The sequence below is a fragment of the Aliiroseovarius sp. B-4 genome (assembly GCF_056857795.1).
Map to the genome: position 1 here is coordinate 1 of NZ_JBSXNV010000032.1, position 18777 is coordinate 18777.

Consider the following 18777-nt stretch of genomic DNA (forward strand, 5'->3'; position numbering starts at 1 on the left):
ATCGGGGCCACCGTTTCAATCCGAAGAAACTGCTTGCTGATCCCTATGCCCGCGCGTTTCATGGTGAGTGGCGTGCAGCCAAGGAAACATTGGGTTATGACATTGCGATGCCTGAACGCGACGCTGGGCCAAGCCAGGTAGACAGCGCCGCCTTTGTTCCCAAATCCATCGTGCCGGAACCCGACATGCCGTGGAGCGGAACGCCAGCCCCGCGCAGATCGTGGTCGGAAACCGTCATTTACGAGGCCCATGTCAAAGGCCTGACCCAACTTCATCCCGATGTGCCGGAAAACCTGCGTGGCACCTACGAGGCGCTTGGGTGTGATGCCATCATCGCACATCTCAGCGATCTGGGTGTAACCGCGCTGGAGCTGTTGCCGGTGCACGCGTTTCTCGACGATGGTTTCCTGGTCGAGCGCGGGCTGACGAATTATTGGGGCTATAACAGCCTTGGCTTTTTTGCCCTTGAACCCCGCTATCTCGGGCCGAACGGTGTAGATGGGTTCCGTGATGCCGTCGACCGGCTTCATGCCGCGGGCATCGAGGTCATTCTGGATGTCGTCTTCAATCACACCGCCGAAGGTGATCATCGCGGGCCGACCCTGTCTTTTCGCGGGTTGGACAACGCAGCTTACTATGCGCTTCAGGCCAGTCATGCCCGGTACTATGTGAACGATACCGGCTGCGGAAACACCGTGGCGGTCCATCATCCTTATGTTCTGCGTATGGTTCTGGATTCCCTGCGATATTGGGTGACAGTCATGGGGATCGACGGGTTCCGGTTCGATCTTGCCACGACGTTGGGGCGCGAACAGCATGGCTTTGATTTGCGCGGCGGATTCTTTGATGCAATCCGTCAGGACCCGGTCCTGAGCCGGTGCAAGATGATTGCAGAGCCATGGGATATCGGCCCCGGGGGCTACCAGCTTGGTGGGTTTCCCGCCGATTGGGGTGAATGGAACGACAGGTTCCGCGATACCACACGCAAATTCTGGCGTGGCGACGCACATGCGGCGCGGGAACTGGCGGGCAATTTGCTGGGCACGGCATCGATATTCGATCACTCCGGGCGCAAGCCTTACAGTTCGATCAATTTCGTCGCCGCCCATGACGGTTTCACGCTGGCCGATGTGACCCGCTATCGCGAAAAGCACAACGAAGCCAACGGCGAAAGCAACGCCGATGGCCATGGGCATAACCTGTCCGACAATTGCGGTGTCGAGGGTGATACGCGGGACGCCGCTATCCTGGCCCGCCGCGCGCAGCGGGCGCGCAATCTTTTGGCGACGGTTTTCCTGTCCCAAGGAACGCCCATGCTTCTGGCCGGGGACGAACTGGGGCGCACGCAGCGTGGAAACAACAACACCTATTGTCAGGACAATGAAACCAGTTGGATCAATTGGGCAGACGCTGACAGCGGCCTTCTGGACTTTGCCAAGCGCCTGATTGCGTTGCGCCGGGACAACACGGTTTTGCGACAGGGCCATTACCTGCACGGGCGTTTGCGGCAAGATGAGCTGCCGGATGTCGCTTGGTACAGTTTGAAGGGTGGCGCGTTGAACTGGCGCGATTCCTCGCTTGACGGATTTTGTCTGCTTATCCGTGGCGGCGTGGAAAGCACGCTGTCACAGTCGGGTATGGTTGTGATCGTGGTGAATGGCGGGGCAAGCGACAAATGTGCGATGCTGCCTGATCCGGGTTCAGAGCAACAATGGGAACGTGTGCTGGACACTGCCGCCCCCACCGTTCCCGCCGCAATCGTCACCGAACGTCACAGGCAGCCGGTTGCTGCCCATTCTCTGGTGGTCTTTGTCGGCACGCAGGTCACAGCATGACAGACTGGATATCCCAGCTTTGCACCCATGTCGGCGTGCACGGGCACTATCGCGGGTTTGATGGCCAGACGATCTTGGTGCCGCGCGACACTCAGATCGCAGTGTTGCAGGCGATGCAGTTGGATGTCTGCTCGGATACGGATGCGCAGGTGCTGTTGCAGCAAATGCAGACCGAAGACGCCGCACAGCCGTTGCCGCCTGAAGTTGTCGTCGACGCCGGCGAGGCTTGTGCGCTGACGTTGACCCAACCTGCGGAATGGAAGCTTGAGGCCGAAGGCACCGGTGAAACGCTTGCCCAAGGGCAGCCGACGAACAGGATTTCGCTTCCCGGCCTGCCACTGGGCATCCATCGCTTGCGCTTACGTTCTGGTGTGCGCGATTTCACCACATGGGTTCTGGCTCGTCCGGTCGGTGCTGTTCGGCTGGAAGATCATATCGCCGAACGGCGCATCTGGGGTGTGCTGGCACCGCTCTATGGTCTGACCGACGGAGATACCGCGCAGATTGGAAGCTATGGATTGCTTGGTGACTATGCCGCTGCGATGGCGGCGCATGGCGCGGACTTTGTGGGTATCAACCCCGTGCATGCGATGGGACACGTCCGGCCTGACGATGTGATCAGCCCGTATTCCCCCAGCCATCGTGGGTTTTTGAACATATGGCATTGTGATGTCGGTGGCGGCCACAGGGGTGACGATGCGGAACTTGTTGATTACCCATCCGCATTGCGAAACACAGCGCACGCGCTTGCAGATCAGTTTGCCAGCTTTTGTGACCTTCCCGACAGCGCGCCACAGCGACGCGCTTTTGAAACCTATGTTGAACGGGCAGGGACCGCCCTTCACGAATTTGCTCTGTTCGAAGCGCTGTCCACCAGTTTTGGCGCAGATTGGCGCACTTGGCCCGCGCCATACCGCGACCATGATGCGGATGCCCTCGCGGCTTTCGAAACAACCCATGAAGAAGAAATCGCCCGCACCAAATGGGAGCAATGGCGGGCTGACATGCAACTTGCAGACGCGCAGGTCAGGGCATGCAAAGCCGGGATGCGCGTTGGTCTTTACCTCGATCTCGCAGTCGGTCCGCGTCTTGGCGGGGCAGAGACTTGGGTGAAGGACAGCTCTTTGATCACCGGTGCCACACTTGGTGCGCCGCCTGATCCTCTTGGTCCCGTTGGTCAAAGCTGGGGCCTTGCGCCGCAATCGCCGCTGAAACTCCGGGCTGAAGGGTATGCCGGGTTCGCACGCCTGCTTCGGTCCGTCATGCGGCACGCGGGCATGATCCGGATCGACCATGTTTTGGGCCTGATGCGCAGCTTCTGGATCCCCGATGGCGGGACCGAGGGCACTTACGTCAGCTATCCGTTCGACGCGCTTCTTGCGGTTGTGGCAATTGAAAGTGTGCGCAGCAATACAATCGTCGTGGGCGAGGATCTGGGTCTGGTCCCCGAGGGGCTGCGCGAAAAGCTCTCTGCCTCGGGTGTCTACGGTCTGGACGTGCTGCAATATATGCGCACGACGACCGGTGGTTTCACTGATACCGCAAAGACACGACGCTTGGCGATTTGTGGATTTGCGACCCATGACACGCCCACCGTCGCCGGATTTTTCAGCGCTGAAGACGCGCGCGTAAGGCATCAGCTCGGCGTCATTGATGCGCAGATGCTGGAAAAAACCCGCGCGGATCGCACACGTGCGCGCGAAACACTCGGCTCCTCGGACCCGGTGCCGGAAATTCATCGTCAACTGGCACGCGCGAATGCCAGCATGGTGTCGATCCAGCTTGATGATATCGCGGGGCGCACGTCCCAACAGAACCTGCCGGGCACGGTCGACAGTTATCCGAACTGGCGGCTGAAGGCCCCTTTCACCGTCGATGAGATCGCAAAGTCGGAGGCTTTCAAAAGGCTTGCCGAAGACATGCGCGCTCAGGCTCGGTCGAACCCCAGAAGAATGGAGAAAAAAGATGGTCTTCAAGACTGTTCAGACCACGCCCATTAAGGGGCAAAAGCCCGGAACATCCGGTTTGCGCAAGAAAACGGCTGTTTTCCGTGAGCCAGGATATCTGGAAAACTTCGTGCAGTGCATTTTTGACGGCACGGGCGGCGCGGCGGGCAAGACCTATGTCATTGGCGGTGACGGTCGGTTCTTCAACACGCAGGCAATCGGCGTGATCATCAGGATGGCCGCGGCCAACGGAGCTGCGCGTCTGATCGTCGGGCAAGACGGCATCTTGTCCACACCCGCCGCGTCAAACCTGATCCGCAAATACCAAACCGATGGCGGGATCATCCTGTCAGCCAGCCACAATCCCGGCGGCGAGAACGGCGATTTCGGTATCAAGTTCAACGCCCCCAATGGGGGGCCAGCGCCCGAAAAGATCACCGATGCGATCTTTGCCAAGACGCTTGAGATCACGGAATACAAGATTGCCGAACAAGAGCCTGAAGATATCGGCAGGGCAGGGTCCTTCACAGTTGGCGATTGTCGGATCGACGTTGTTGATCCCGTCGGTGACTATGAAACGCTGATGCAGGAACTCTTTGATTTCGACGCAATCGGCACTCTTTTTGCGGGCGGCTTTCGTATCTGTTTCGACGCCATGCATGCGGTCACCGGCCCCTATGCCACACGCATCCTTGAAGGAACGTTGGGCGCGCCCAAAGGGTCGGTCATCAACGCTGTGCCGTCGCCGGATTTTGGCGGCGGGCATCCCGACCCGAACCCGGTTTGGGCCAGCGAGCTGGTGGCGATCATGAACGGCGATGACGCACCCGATTTCGGGGCTGCCTCGGACGGCGATGGCGACCGCAACATGGTCATGGGCAAGGGCACATTCATTTCGCCGTCCGACAGTCTTGCCTTGCTGACAGCTTATGCGCATCTGGCCCCCGCTTATTCGGGCAAACTTGCGGGTGTGGCACGCTCCATGCCCACAAGTCAGGCGGTCGATCTGGTTGCCGTGCGTCTTGGCATCCCTTGCTTTGAAACGCCGACCGGATGGAAGTTTTTCGGCAATCTTCTGGACGCGGGCAAAGCCACGCTGTGCGGAGAAGAAAGTGCCGGCACCGGATCAAACCATATTCGAGAGAAAGATGGGCTTTGGGCGGTGCTTCTCTGGCTGAATATTCTGGCGCGTGACGGGCGCGATATTGTCCAATTGCAAAGTGACCATTGGCGCAGCTTTGGGCGCAACTACTACTCGCGCCACGATTACGAAGAAATCCCGACGGAAGCTGCCGAGGCGCTGATGGCGGCGCTGCGCGGACGTCTGGCGGACCTGCCCGGCACGGTGGTCGCGGGATTGGAAGTGAGCACCGCCGATGACTTTGCCTACCGTGATCCGATTGATCAAAGCCTGACCGAGGCACAGGGCGTGCGCATCGGTTTCACCGATGGCTCTCGCGTCGTGATGCGCCTTTCCGGCACTGGAACCCAAGGGGCCACGCTTCGCGTCTATCTGGAACGCTTCGTCGACCGCAGCGGGGATCATACGCAGGACGTGCAGGCGGCCCTTGCCCCTGTGATCGCAGCGGCGGAAACCCTTGCAGACATAACCAAACACACTGGCCGAAGCAGCGCAGACGTCATCACATGACGCATCGCGCAGGCCTGAAACAAACATGACCTTGACTGGAAAAACCATGAAAGACTTCGATGCCTCAGGCACACTTGCCAGCGCGATCGACTTCCATCTTGCCCATAGCGTGGGCAAGACGCCGGACAGCGCATCCATCACCGATTGGCGTCTGGCCCTGTCCCGAGCCGTCCGTGACAGGCTGATCACGCCATGGTTCGATGCAACGCATCAAACCTACGCGAAGGACCGCAAGCGGGTCTACTATCTTTCGATGGAATTCCTGTTGGGCCGTATCCTTGAAGACGCGGTGAACAACCTTGGCCTTGAGGACGAAGCGAAAGAGGCGCTTGCGGCTTACGATGTGGATTTTGTCGATGTTGTGGGGGATGAACCCGACGCCGCATTGGGCAATGGCGGGCTGGGTCGGCTTGCCGCCTGTTTTCTCGACAGCCTGTCCTGCCTTGGCATCCCGGCCCACGGCTATGGCATTCGCTATGCGCATGGTCTGTTCCGGCAATCCTTCGAAGATGGCCGCCAGATGGAAATGGCCGAAGATTGGCTGCGCCACCAGCACAACTGGGAATTTGAACGCTCTGAATGTCTTTATGACATCGGGTTTGGGGGTCAGGTCACAGAGAACGGCAAAAGCGCGGTCTGGACGCCGTCCGACATCGTGATGGCACAAGCCTATGACACGCCCGTTCCGGGGTGGCGCGCAAGCTGGACCAACACGCTGCGCCTGTGGTCTGCCAAGCCCCGACAAATCTTCGATCTGGACCCGTTCAACCGTGGGGAATACATGCAGGCCGCCGCCCCCGAGGTTTTGGCCGAAACGATCTCTCGTGTGCTTTATCCCGACGACAGCACCGAGATCGGAAAGGAGCTGCGCCTGAAGCAGGAGTTTTTCTTCACCTCGGCCTCTCTGCAAGACCTGATGCGCCGCTTTCTGGCGCATAACGGCGATTTACGGGCACTGCCGTCAAAGGTCGCCATCCAGATGAACGACACTCACCCCGCGATTGCGGGGCCTGAGTTGATCCGACAGTTGATGGACGTTCACGGACTGGGCTTCGACGCGGCTTTCGACATCGCTCAGGGAACGCTGCACTATACCAACCACACGCTTTTGCCCGAAGCGCTGGAGGCATGGGAGGTGTCCTTGATGGGCGCAATCCTGCCCCGGCACATGCAACTGATCGAACGTATTGACAACCGATTGGCCCGCGATGTGAAAGCGTCCGAAACGGGCGTCAACACCCATATCGTTGATAACGGCAAGGTCAACATGGGGACACTTGCCTTCACCTGTGCGCGGAAGGTCAACGGGGTGTCGGCACTGCACACGAACTTGATGAAACAGACCGTCTTCAGCGATCTGCACGCGGTCTATCCCGACCGTATCCTGAACCAGACAAATGGTGTGACTCCGCGTCGTTGGGTGCATGGCTGCAATCCCGGCCTGCGCAATCTGTTGAACGACACCATAGGCACCGAATGGGTGCGCGATCTGGAGCAGTTGAAACGGATTGCACCCTTGGCCGACGACCCGGATTTCTGCCAGCGGTTCATGGCGGTGAAACAGGAAAACAAGCGGCGGTTGACGGACTGGGTTTCCGACAAATTGGGGGTCGACATCGCGCCAGACGCGATGTTCGACATCCAGATCAAGCGCATTCACGAATACAAGCGCCAACTGATGAACGCGCTGGAAACGGCGGCCCTTGCCAATGCGATCCGCCGCGATCCCGGCGCGGCATGGACCCCACGCGTCAAGTTCTTCGGAGGCAAGGCGGCACCCGCCTATATCGACGCCAAGAATATCATTCGGCTGATCAACGACATTGCCAAGTCGATCAACAATGACCCGGTCATCGGTGATCGGCTCAAGGTGGTCTATCCGCCCAATTACAACGTTTCCATGGCGGAAATCCTGATCCCCGCCGCAGACCTGTCCGAACAGATTTCGACCGCAGGCAAGGAAGCCTCGGGCACCGGCAACATGAAGTTTGCGCTGAACGGAGCGGTGACAATCGGCACGCTGGACGGCGCGAATGTCGAAATCCGCGATTGTGTCGGGGACGACAATATCTACATCTTCGGCATGACGGCGGATCAGGTCGAGGGCGCGCGCGAAGGATATGTCACGCAGAACTATATCGACCAAAGCCCGATCCTGAGCGAGGTGATCGACCAAATCCGCACCGGGTTCTACTCACCCGGTGATCCGACGCGCCACTGGCCCGTTCTCGAAAAGCTCTTGCGCGACGACTATTTCATGGTAGCCGCGGATTTCGACGCCTATTGGGACGCGCAGCGCAAGGTTGATGAAGGTTTCGCCGACAGCGATGGCTGGGCGCGGATGGCGGTCCTTAACACCGCGCATTCCGGCTGGTTCTCATCGGACCGCACCATTCAGGGCTATGCCGATGATATCTGGGGCGTCTCATCGCTGTTGGAGGACGACAAATGAACACCGCGACCTACACACCGACCTTTGATGCCAGCACTGCGGAAGCGTTGCTGACAGGCACGATGTCCGACCCGTTCTCGGTCCTTGGACCACACAAGAATGGCCGTCGCTGGAGCGTCACGGCGCTTTTGCCCGGCGCGCAGAGCGTCGATGTGTTGGACGGCAAGACAGGCAAACCCGAGGCCACGCTGGAACGGCTGGACGGGCGCGGATTGTTTTCCGGTTTTGTCCGTAAAGACGTTGCGACCGGTAGCTATCGTTTGCGCGCCCGCAGTGGGGAAGCCGAGTGGGAACAAGACGACGCCTATCGTTTTGGCCCCGTTCTGGGCGAGCTGGACGAATACCTGATCGCGGAAGGTGCGCATTTGCAGCTTTGGGACCGTATGGGTGCGCATCCGATGACCCATCAAGGAACCGCTGGTGTGCATTTTGCAGTCTGGGCACCTGCCGCGAGCCGCGTTTCTGTCGTTGGCGAGTTCAACCAATGGGATGGTCGGCGGCACGTGATGCGCGCGCGCGGATCGACCGGCATTTGGGAAATCTTTGTTCCGGATCTGGGTGAAGGCACGGTCTATAAATATGAAATTCGCGACGGGGCAGGGACCATTCAGCCGCTGAAAGCGGACCCTGTTGGGTTTGGTGCAGAACATCCGCCGGCAACAGCCTCGGTCGTGCGGGACCTTAATGGTTACGCATGGAGCGACGAAGAATGGATGACCACGCGCGCTGACCGCAATCGCCACGACAAACCGGTGTCGATTTACGAGGTGCATCTTGGTTCGTGGCGTCGCAAGGTTGAAGACGGTGATCGCCCGCTCAGCTATCTCGAATTCGCCTCGGAACTGGTCGATTATGTGCGCGACATGGGTTTCACCCATATCGAGCTTATGCCGATCTCGGAATTTCCCTTCGATGGCTCTTGGGGATACCAGCCCATCGGGCTTTTCGCCCCGACAATCCGTTTTGGCACACCCGATGAGTTCCGCGCATTCGTCAACGCCGCTCACGTTGCGGGACTTGGCGTGCTGCTGGACTGGGTGCCGGGTCACTTCCCGACGGACGCGCATGGTCTGGGCAATTTCGACGGCACCGCGCTCTACGAACACGCCGACCCGCGCGAAGGTTTCCATCAGGACTGGAACACTCTGATTTACAACTATGGCCGCCGCGAGGTTCAAAACTTCCTCTGCGCCAACGCGCTCTATTGGATCAAGGAATTCCACATCGACGGTTTGCGCGTCGATGCCGTTGCCTCCATGCTCTACCGCGATTATTCGCGCAAAGACGGCGAGTGGATCCCCAACCAACATGGCGGGCGCGAGAACCTTGAGGCGATCGCCTTCCTGCAACGCACGAACCAATTGGTTTATGACGCGGATGCCGGGGTGCTGATGGCTGCCGAAGAAAGCACATCCTTCCCCGGTGTCAGCAAACCTGTCGATCAGGGCGGGCTTGGTTTTGGGTTCAAGTGGAACATGGGTTGGATGAACGACACGCTGGATTACATGGGCCGTGACCCGATCCATCGTTCACATCACCATCACCAGATGACCTTTGGCCTGACCTACGCGTTCTCGGAAAACTTCATCCTGCCGATCAGCCATGACGAGGTGGTCCACGGCAAGGGGTCGATGCTGAGCAAGATGCCGGGCGACGGTTTTGACAAGTTCGCCGGTTTGCGCGCCTATTATGGGTTCATGTGGGGACACCCGGGCAAGAAGCTTCTGTTCATGGGACAGGAGTTCGCCCAAGGCGCAGAATGGAACCACGAGCGGTCGCTTGACTGGCATCTGCTGGATCACGACTGGCATTGCGGTGTGCAAGCCTGGGTCAAGGCGCTGAACACTTTCTATCGAGAGACGCCCACGCTCTATGCCACCGATAGTGATCCGTCAGGGTTTTACTGGCTGGAAGTCGATCAGTCGGATCTGTCCGTCTATGCTTGGGTGCGCCAAGGTGAAGACGGGGAAGATCCGGTTATCGTGGTTTGCAACATGACCCCTGCGCCCCGCGAAGGCTACCGTCTGGGCGTTCCCAACGCTGGGCTATGGCAGGTTGCCCTGAACAGCAACGACACCCCGTTTGGCGGTTCAGGACATGGGCCGATTTCTTGCGACAGCGAAGACATCGCGTGGAGTGGACAGACCCAATCCATCGGTTTTGATTTGCCCGGCAACACGGCGCTTTTCTTTCGTCTGGGCGACCTGGATGCTGACTGACCAGCAATTCCATCCAAAGGGTTCGCCGGGCATTTCGAGGATTTGGTGTTCGAATTCGTAGAAAGTGCGTGTGGGCCCCGCCAATTTTGACAGGTTCAGTGGTTTCCTTGGACTTTGATCTTAAGGGAATGCACGATCCCGACATTCGACAGAGAGAAAGCCGCAAGACTGCACCGCGAGCTGCACATGCGCCTTCCATCCGATCCTGCACTGCGCGTAGCCACAAAGCCTATCTGGACGCCGTAAAGGGCGCGTTTGGTGGCGATGTGAACAGTTGCAACCAAGTAGAAATGTCACTGTTTGTGCAAAGCAGAAGCGTCACCCCGGGATGTGACATTAGCGCAGCCTGACAGGGTGGAGACCTCAACTAACGGAGCCCTGGCTGGCTGCGCTGGCCTGACTGACCGCCTCTGGGATATTTCTGATCTGGTTGCTATCATCGACGTGAATAAGTAGGCACCCAAGAAACCCGGCCCGCACGAGAGAGTTTCAAAGTGACCCGGTGCCGGCCAATGGCACAGCTTGACACAGGAACCGCACGCGATGGAACAGGCGCTATTTCTTATTACGCTTGGCCTGATCTTTCTTGGCAGCTTGCTGGCAGATAAGGTTGGCCACCTCACACGGTTGCCGCGTGTTACGATGCTTTTGCTTCTCGGTCTTCTTGTCGGTCCGTCCGGTCTGAACTTGCTGCCCACCTCTGTCACCGAGTTGTTCGAACCGATTTCTGTCGTCGCCTTGACGATGGTTGCGTTCCTGCTTGGCGGGGAATTGACACGCAAAAACTTGTCGCGTCATGGTCGTGCCATTTCCTCGATTTCTCTTAGTATCGTGGTCGGCACGACTGTCATCGTCTGGGGCGGCCTCACGATGCTGGGCCTCGACCCCGGCCTGGCGCTTCTGCTCGGCGCGATTGCCACGGCGACGGATCCGGCAGCAATTTCGGATGTCATCCGCCAGTCGGGCCTGCGCAACGGGTTTACTGAAACCCTCAGCGGCATCGTCGCTATCGACGATGTCTGGGGGCTGCTGGTGTTCAGCCTTTGCCTTGCACTCATAGACCAGTCCGGCAGTTGGGCTGCGCCACTGTTGGGGGCTGGTCGCGACATCGGAGGCGGCATCTTGCTTGGTATCGGTGTCGGCATCCCCTCCGCGTTCCTGACCGGACGCCTGAAACAGGGCGAACCGCTTCAGACCGAGGCGATTGGCGTCGTTCTTCTGACGGCGGGCGTTGCGATCTGGCTGGAAGTCTCGTTCCTTGTGGCTGGGATGACTGCCGGCGCGATGATCGCCAATTTCGCGCGCCATCACGATCATGCCTTTCACGAGATCGAATATATAGAATGGCCCTTCATGCTGCTTTTCTTCCTGTTTGCCGGGGCGTCGCTTGAATTGGGTGCACTTTGGGCGCTTGGCTGGATCAGCCTGGCCTATGTCGGTCTTCGTATCGCCGCCCGGCTTGCAAGTGGTGCAATCGGTGCCCGTATTGGCGGCGTGCCACGCGCGCAGCTGCATATCTATGGGCCGGCGCTGTTGCCGCAGGCAGGGGTCGCCGTCGGAATGGCGCTGGTGGCTGCTGAATCGTTTCCCGATTGGGCGGCGGCAATCATGACGCTGACCATTTCGGCCACTGTCTTTTTTGAAATCGTCGGTCCTCTTGCTACGCTTGTGGCGCTACGCCACGTCGAACGCGCGGAACAAGACCGGTGACGCCCGCGATACGGTTCCCGCACCGTCCGGGCGGGCAAGTTCAAGGGCATGGTGTGGCCACAAACGACATCACGTAAACCGCTGGAGCTGCGGTGCAACATGTGTTGCGGAGGGTCAATCCCACCCACCGGGCGATGTCCTCGACGCTGGTAAGGTCATGGCCCGGGTCCCGAAAAGCTGGTTCAGCCGCATTCAGAGCCCGGCTGCGTCATTTTCTTTTCGTGGCCCGACCAACAAAGGGCTTCGCTCCGGTTGTTCCGAAATGCGGCGCAGACTGTGCTGTCCGCTGGCTTGGTCCGCTTCGCACCCGAGATGCCTGCGCGGATCGACCCCTGCGCCAAATCGGCGGCCCATCGCTTTGTCAAAACCATTCCAGTCAGAGCCATTGGCCTGCGGATAATCGTGGTTGCCATGCTGTCCAACAGGCCCGCGCCAGCGCTGCGCTGGTATTTCTAGACAAATCCCGAACCACGTTCAACGAGGTCATTACCGCGAATGTCATGGCAGAACGTCATATCCGCTGTCACCGAAACCTATGGGTCCAGAAGTGCATCGATAACCGCACATTCCGGGGCGTCATCCCCCGTGCATCGGGCGACAGTTTCAGACAGGACACGTTCAATTCGCACGAGATCGGCAATTTTTGCCTTCACATCTTCAAGGTGCGCCTTGGCGACGGTCTGGACTTCGCCGCAGGTCTGACTTTGGTCATCGACCAATCCAAGCAATCCCCGGATCTCTTCCAGTGAAAAACCGAGGTCACGGGACCGTATGACAAATTTCAACCGTTTGACATGGGCATCATCATAGCTGCGATACCCGTTTGCAGTGCGGGGCGGGTCTGGCATGATGCCGACCCTCTCGTAATAGCGGATGGTTTCAAGATTACAGCCCGTGGCACGCGCCAGATCGACCCGCCGCAGGGCTTTCACGCCTCTGTTATCCATACTTCGCAGATATCCCTTGAGCCTGTATCAACTACAGACCTTACAACGGAGGAGTTAACAGAACAAGGGCGATACTATGGGACAGAGCGTCACGACACAGACACCCGACCAGACACGCCAGATTGGCGATGATGCGGCGACAGGGTGGGGCGCGACCGGCGTCGGTGTTCTTGGCGCGTTGGCGATGACCTCGTGCTGCATTCTGCCGCTGGTGCTGGTAAGCTTCGGTGTGACCGGTGTTTTCATCGCGCAGCTTGGTGCGCTTTATGCCTATAAGTGGTATACTTTCGCGCTTAGTTCCGCGTTCCTTGGATATGGGTTTTACAAGGCCTATAAGCCTGTGACCACAGGAGCCTGCGCGGACGGAACCTGCGCCCGCCCGATCACCCGCAAAGCCATGCGTGCAACCCTTTGGGTTGCGGCTGCACTCGTCTTTGTGGCGATGATCTTTCCCTACCTCACGCCCTTCATCCTGACATTCTGAGCAAGGATCAAAATCATGAAACGCATCATTCTATCAACGGCACTGGTCGTGGCCGCGTTTGGTTCGACAGCCCTCGCAGAGGAGCGCACAGTCGAGATCGCCGTCAGCGAGCTGACCTGTCCTTCATGCTCTTTCATTGTCGCCAGTTCCTTGCGTAGTGTTCCATCGGTCCAGATCAACGATTTCGTGGAAGGCCCCGAGGATGATCGTGGCGTCTACAGCGTCACCTTCGATGATACCGAAGCCACTGTTGAAAGCATCATCGAGGCCGTGACGGCGAATGGCTATCCCGCCGAACTGCTGCCCGACCCTGCGTCGTGACAAAGTGCCGGGCTGCAACTTCTCACGCCGAAATCGCACAGAACGAAAGAACGCCTTTTGACACAAACAGATAAAAACCCCGACCGTTTGCTGAAATGGGGGCTGGGCGGCACGATTTTTGCCGCCGTGTGCTGCTTCACCCCTCTTCTGGTCATTGTCGTCGCAGGTGTCGGCCTGTCTGCCCTCACCGGCTGGCTGGACTATGCACTGTTCCCGCTATTGTTCTTCTGCCTCGCCGTCGTAGCGCAGGGGCTTTGGCTGCGGGCAGGGCAATTTGGACCAAGCCCAAAACTCTGGGCGACTTTGATTGCCGCTGCGCTGTCCGCGATCATCATCTGGATCGACTTCCGCTTTGCCCTACGCATCACCGTCGGCGCGGTATTGGCTGTCGGCGCATACGCCTTTTTTCTCAACCGAACGAAACCGGCAGGAGATTTGCTGAAATGAAAGATATCGACAAGAATGCCGACGGACACGACGGTTACGACCTGATCGTCATCGGGGCCGGATCGGCGGGCTTTTCCGCGTCGATCACGGCGGCGGACGCGGGAAAGCGGGTCGCGCTGGTCGGGCATGGCACCATCGGTGGCACTTGCGTGAACGTCGGATGCGTGCCGTCCAAGGCGATGATCCGCGCGGCGGAAGCGATCCATGGCGCACATGCGGCCAAGCGGTTTCCCGGCCTGTCGGGTCACGCCCAAGTCGATGACTGGCCTACGCTGATCCAGTCCAAGGAAGATCTGGTGGCGAGTCTGCGCCAGAAGAAATACGCCGACTTACTGCCGGAACACGCGGGTGTGGATTATATCGACACCGGTCCGGCGCGGTTGACCGAGGGTGGCGCTATCGTCGGCGGTCGCATTCTAACCGCACCGAAACTGATCATCGCGACCGGAGGTCATCCGGTTCTGCCGACGATTGACGGGATCGAGGATATCGGCGTGCTCGACAGCACCAGCCTGCTGGAGCTTGAAACCCTTCCGGAAAGCCTGATTTTTATCGGGGCGGGCTACATCGGCGCGGAACTTGCGCAGATGATGAGCAGAATGGGTGTGAAGGTCACGCTGGTGACACGGTCACATTTGCTGTCCGGTGCCGAACCGGAAGTGTCTGCGGAATTGGCGGATGCCTTCGAGGGCGAGGGAATCACCCTGCTGTCAGGACTAAGCTATCAGAGCGTGCGCCGTGATGCAGCGGGCGTGACCTTGCGGGTCATGCAGAGCGGCGAACCTGTCGAGGTGACAGCGGATCGTCTTGTCTCGACCGCTGGCAGGCGCGCCAATACCGACGGTATGGGTCTGGAAGAGATCGGCGTGGAGACCGACGCACGCGGGTCCATTGTCATCGGCGACGACATGCAAACCACAGTGCCCGGCATCTATGCGGCGGGCGACGTGACCGACCGCGACCAGTTTGTTTACATGGCAGCTTATGGGGCCAAGCTGGCCGCGCGCAACGCGGTTCTGAACGAGGACAGGCGATATGACAACTCCGTCATGCCCTGGGTCGTGTTCTGTGACCCGCAGGTTGCGGGGGTCGGTCTGAGCGAGCAACAGGCGCGGGATGCCGGGTTCGAGGTCAAGACCTCTATCGTGCCGCTGGACCAGGTGCCGCGCGCACTGGCCGCCCGTGATACGCGTGGTTTGATCAAGCTGGTGGCGGACAGGAAAACTGACAGGTTGCTGGGTGGCCAGATCACTGCACCCGAAGGATCGGACACTATCCAGACACTGGTCATGGCGCTGAAGTTCGGCATGACGGCCCGGGCATTGGGCGGCACGATCTTTCCCTATCTGACCACCGTAGAGGGGCTGAAACTTGCCGCTCAGAGCTTCGAGGTGGACGTGGCCAAGCTCAGTTGTTGCGCCGGATGACGAATCGAAACAAGGAAGGATTTATAGGCGAGGTCTGGCCCTGATCGTCTTGGGCGCATGCCTTGGTCATCTTGCCGACAGAAATCTTCTGACAAGGATAAAACGAGTGGTGCATATTTCCCGACGAACGCTTCTGAAAGGGGCTGCCGCCCTTGGTGGAACATTGGCGTTGCCGATGCGCAGTTCTGCCCAGAGCACCCCGCAACACACTCTGACCGTCGGCACCCGCACGCTGGACATTCGGGGGCGGGCCGCGACTGTCTATGGCATCACGAACGACGCTGGGGAAACCGGACTGGTTCTACCTGTCGGGGCACCTTTTGATGTGCGGGTCTTGAATACGCTTGCTGATCCGACCGTCATTCACTGGCACGGTCTGACGCCACCGGTCGCCTTTGACGGAAGCAACGTTTCTCAGGTGCCCATCGCGACAGGCGGCATGCACGACTACCTTTTCGATTTGAAAAGGCCCGGCACCCACTGGATGCACTCGCATTTTGGCTTGCAGGAGGCACAGCTTCTGGCCGCCCCCTTGATTGTGGAGACGGCAGAAGATGCGTCGGCCGACCGACAAGCGGTAACTATCTTGCTGCATGATTTCAGCTTTACCGCGCCCGAGGAAATTCTGGCAGGACTGAAAGCGGAACCAATGGCTTTGATCGGGTCCGGTGCAGCTGCGATGAATATGGGAATGGTCCGCGGCGGGAATGGCAGCATGGCCGGGATGGACCATAGCAATATGGACATGGGTAACATGCAAGGGATGGATGGCAGCGGAATGACCATGGCCGGGATGCCGATGGATCTGAACGATGTCGGGTTCGACGCCTTTCTCGCGAACGACCGCGATCTGTCCGATCCCGAGATCGTGCAGGTCGAGAAGAACAGTCAGGTCCGGTTGAGGATCATCAACGCTGGCTCGTCCAGCAATTTCTGGATCGACACCGGCAACTTGCCCGGGCGGCTTGTGGCGGTCGACGGCATGGATATCTCACCGATTGGGGGCACCCGGTTTGAAATCGCAATGGCGCAACGGCTGGATATCGACGTCTCGATTCCCGTGAATGGCGGTGCTTACCCGATCCTTGCCCAACTTGAAGGCGGCAAGGATCGCACCGGCATCGTTCTGGCGTCGGCGTCCGCAAAGATCGACCGCATTTCCGATACAGCCGATGTGACCGCTCCGCCCGTTCTGCTTGATCTTGAACGCCAGTTGCTTGCAACAGACGGCCTGAAGCCAAAATCCGCGGACGCCGCCTTGACCATTGATCTGACCGGCGACATGAGCAGTTACACTTGGGGCATTTCCGGCAAGTCATTCGCGGATCGCGATCCGGTCGAGGTTGTCGCCGGTCAGCGGGTTGAAATCACAATGCGTAACCAGACGATGATGTCACACCCCATGCATTTGCACGGCCATCATTTTCAGGTTGTCGGCCTGGGGCGCGCCAGATTGTCCGGGGCGATGCGCGACACCGTGCTGGTCCCGGCGATGGAAAGCGTCACGATCGCTTTTGATGCCAACAACCCTGGTGAATGGCCGCTGCATTGCCACAATATGTACCACATGGCGGCCGGGATGATGACAACGGTCGAATACGTCTGAATATCTGGGCCGCTGTCACCGCCGCGACCAACGCCGGGGGCGGCCCGCCCATTTCGACTGCCATAGGTGCGGCGAATGTCGGCAATTGCGCCGTTCTTCAAAACGATCACGTCAATCACCAGCAAATAGCGCGCCAGGACTGTCGAATTCATTCGCCTTTTACCGCAATCATCTTGATGTGCGAAATTCGATTTGCAGCGAACTTCGCAACCATGTTCGGGACCTTTATACGCTCGATTACTGCATGAGAACGTGCAAGCCCAAAGGCGGAAGGCCATTTGCGGCTTCGCTTGCTGCCGTCATTTTTCCGAAAAACTCCATGGCAAACTCACGGCTATTGTTTTCTTTTGCTAGGGTAAATCCATTGCCTTCAAACGGCGCTCGGGTAGTGTTCTGGGTCAGCCAACCAGCTTTTCTCAGGCGTGGTTGCCCAAGGGACGGGGTAAATCAGCTTTTCATCATTGGTCTTCATGATGTCAGAGATGCCCAATTTCGCTCCGGGTTTGAGAACACGCGCACGCCCGCATCAGGGTCTGCTTGTCCTGGATGTTCATCCCAACATGTACCATGAACGCGCCATCGAACCGTTCTGCTTCAAACGGCAGAGAGAGCGCACTTCCTTGATGCCCTGTGTCTCAAGCCTCACCTTAATGGCTGCCAACAGGTTTCCGTGCGCATCGTGAGTGGATGTTCTTCCTGCATAGTCCATGACGCTTAACTTTCCCGACGTGCGGCACAGCGTGTCTTGTCACAGCTATGAGGGTCCATCGCCAAACAGTGTGCCGTTTACTGTTTTGAAGCAAGAAAGCTGAAAACTGACATTGAAAAGCACTCCGGGAACGTCAGTTGATACCGCACACCAGTCTTTTCTGAATCAATGCAACCTCGGGCGCGGCCTTCCTTCCAACACGCGTCGCGGTTGGTTGCCCGGGCGTTCGACCGTTTGGCGGGCCGTCGCTGTCAAATGCAAAATCACAAAACCCATTTGCATTCAGATCGATTGCAACCAGGGTGGATGTGTGACGAACGCCCGCGCACCGGTCTGATGACCAAATTTTTCACTGGAAGGCCATCCGAGTCAGCCTTACCCTCCGAACATGGAAAAACCAGACTCGATCCTCTCTCGTCTTTCCGCCCGCCTGAAGCAGGCGCGGCAAGCGCAGGGGTTGTCGCTGGACGCGGTGGCCAAGCTGTCGGGCGTGTCGCGCAGCATGGTCAGCCAGATCGAACGGGGCGAAAGCTCGCCCACGGTGTCGACGCTCTGGAACCTGACCCGCGCCTTGCAGGTGGATTTCGCGGGGCTGTTGGAAGACCAGGCGGGCAGCCGGATCGAGCTGCTGCGCGCCGAAGAAGTGCCGACCATCGAGAACCATGGTGACGGCTGCACGATCCGCATCCTGTCCCCGCCCGAAGATGCGGGCCGCCACGAGGTGTATGAGCTGCGCTTTGCCGATGGGGGTATGCTCGACTCTGCCCCACATGCTTGCGGCACGAAAGAGAACCTGACGGTGATTGAAGGGGTTCTGACTGTGACCAGCGGGCATGCGTCCGATCGGTTGAACACGGGTGAAACTGCGCGATATGCGGCCGATGTGCCGCATCGGCTAAAGGCAGAGGGGCAGGCACGGGCGTTTCTTGTCGTCAAGGGTATGCAGCCAGTCGCAGAGCGTAATCACAACGAGTAGTCCTATATTGCGGAATAATATCCGCTATCGTATCCAGATCAGGCAAA

The 18777-nt window shown here is 58.8% G+C and carries 13 protein-coding genes; 12 read left to right on the plus strand and 1 reads right to left on the minus strand.

Annotated features, from left to right (window positions below):
* The 6 genes from glgX to AC13C8_RS06385 form a co-directional block, all read left to right on the plus strand.
* The coding region (glgX, locus tag AC13C8_RS06360) for a glycogen debranching protein GlgX (protein WP_482846762.1) at positions 1-1835 on the plus strand (1835 nt) is incomplete at its 5' end.
* The gene (malQ, locus tag AC13C8_RS06365; protein ID WP_482846763.1) at positions 1832-3835 is read left to right on the plus strand and encodes a 4-alpha-glucanotransferase; all 2004 of its coding nucleotides are present in this window, start codon (positions 1832-1834) and stop codon (positions 3833-3835) included. The genes glgX and malQ, both read left to right, overlap by 4 nt.
* Positions 3801-5432 carry an alpha-D-glucose phosphate-specific phosphoglucomutase gene (locus tag AC13C8_RS06370; protein WP_482846764.1) on the plus strand — a complete coding sequence of 544 codons (1632 nt, stop codon included), beginning with the start codon at positions 3801-3803 and terminating at the stop codon, positions 5430-5432. The genes malQ and AC13C8_RS06370 overlap by 35 nt, the downstream gene beginning before the upstream one ends.
* Positions 5433-5478: 46 nt before the next feature.
* Entirely contained in the window at positions 5479-7884 is a 2406-nt protein-coding gene (locus tag AC13C8_RS06375; protein ID WP_482846765.1) for a glycogen/starch/alpha-glucan phosphorylase, read from the plus strand.
* Positions 7881-10103, plus strand: coding sequence for a 1,4-alpha-glucan branching protein GlgB (glgB, locus tag AC13C8_RS06380; protein ID WP_482846766.1), 2223 nt, complete (start codon positions 7881-7883; stop codon positions 10101-10103). The genes AC13C8_RS06375 and glgB overlap by 4 nt, the downstream gene beginning before the upstream one ends.
* A gap of 522 nt (positions 10104-10625) precedes the next feature.
* Positions 10626-11813, plus strand: a complete 1188-nt coding sequence (locus AC13C8_RS06385) for a cation:proton antiporter (protein ID WP_482846767.1) — start codon at positions 10626-10628, stop codon at positions 11811-11813.
* Positions 11814-12346: 533 nt separating this feature from the next.
* Here the strand turns inward: AC13C8_RS06385 and AC13C8_RS06390 are convergent.
* A complete protein-coding gene (locus AC13C8_RS06390) occupies positions 12347-12760 on the minus strand; it encodes a MerR family transcriptional regulator (RefSeq protein ID WP_177179394.1) in 414 nt (137 codons plus the stop codon).
* A gap of 76 nt (positions 12761-12836) precedes the next feature.
* Between AC13C8_RS06390 and AC13C8_RS06395 the strand changes: the two genes are divergently transcribed.
* The 6 genes from AC13C8_RS06395 to AC13C8_RS06420 all read left to right on the plus strand — a co-directional run bounded on the left by AC13C8_RS06395 (position 12837) and on the right by AC13C8_RS06420 (position 18730).
* On the plus strand, positions 12837-13244 hold the full coding sequence (locus AC13C8_RS06395) for a mercuric transporter MerT family protein (RefSeq protein ID WP_091433120.1): 408 nt from the start codon (positions 12837-12839) through the stop codon (positions 13242-13244).
* A 15-nt stretch (positions 13245-13259) separates the two neighbouring features.
* Positions 13260-13565, plus strand: a complete 306-nt coding sequence (locus AC13C8_RS06400; protein ID WP_482846768.1) for a heavy-metal-associated domain-containing protein — start codon at positions 13260-13262, stop codon at positions 13563-13565.
* Between the two features lie 57 nt (positions 13566-13622).
* Positions 13623-14012: a mercury resistance system transport protein MerF gene (gene merF / locus AC13C8_RS06405; RefSeq protein WP_091433114.1), complete on the plus strand. Its 390-nt coding sequence runs from the start codon at positions 13623-13625 to the stop codon at positions 14010-14012.
* Positions 14009-15439, plus strand: coding sequence for a mercury(II) reductase (gene merA, locus AC13C8_RS06410; protein ID WP_482846769.1), 1431 nt, complete (start codon positions 14009-14011; stop codon positions 15437-15439). Before merF ends, merA begins: the two co-directional genes overlap by 4 nt.
* A gap of 106 nt (positions 15440-15545) precedes the next feature.
* Positions 15546-17045, plus strand: coding sequence for a multicopper oxidase family protein (locus AC13C8_RS06415; RefSeq protein WP_482846770.1), 1500 nt, complete (start codon positions 15546-15548; stop codon positions 17043-17045).
* A 1097-nt stretch (positions 17046-18142) separates the two neighbouring features.
* Positions 18143-18730, plus strand: coding sequence for a helix-turn-helix domain-containing protein (locus AC13C8_RS06420; RefSeq protein ID WP_482846771.1), 588 nt, complete (start codon positions 18143-18145; stop codon positions 18728-18730).
* Positions 18731-18777 lie beyond the last annotated feature (47 nt).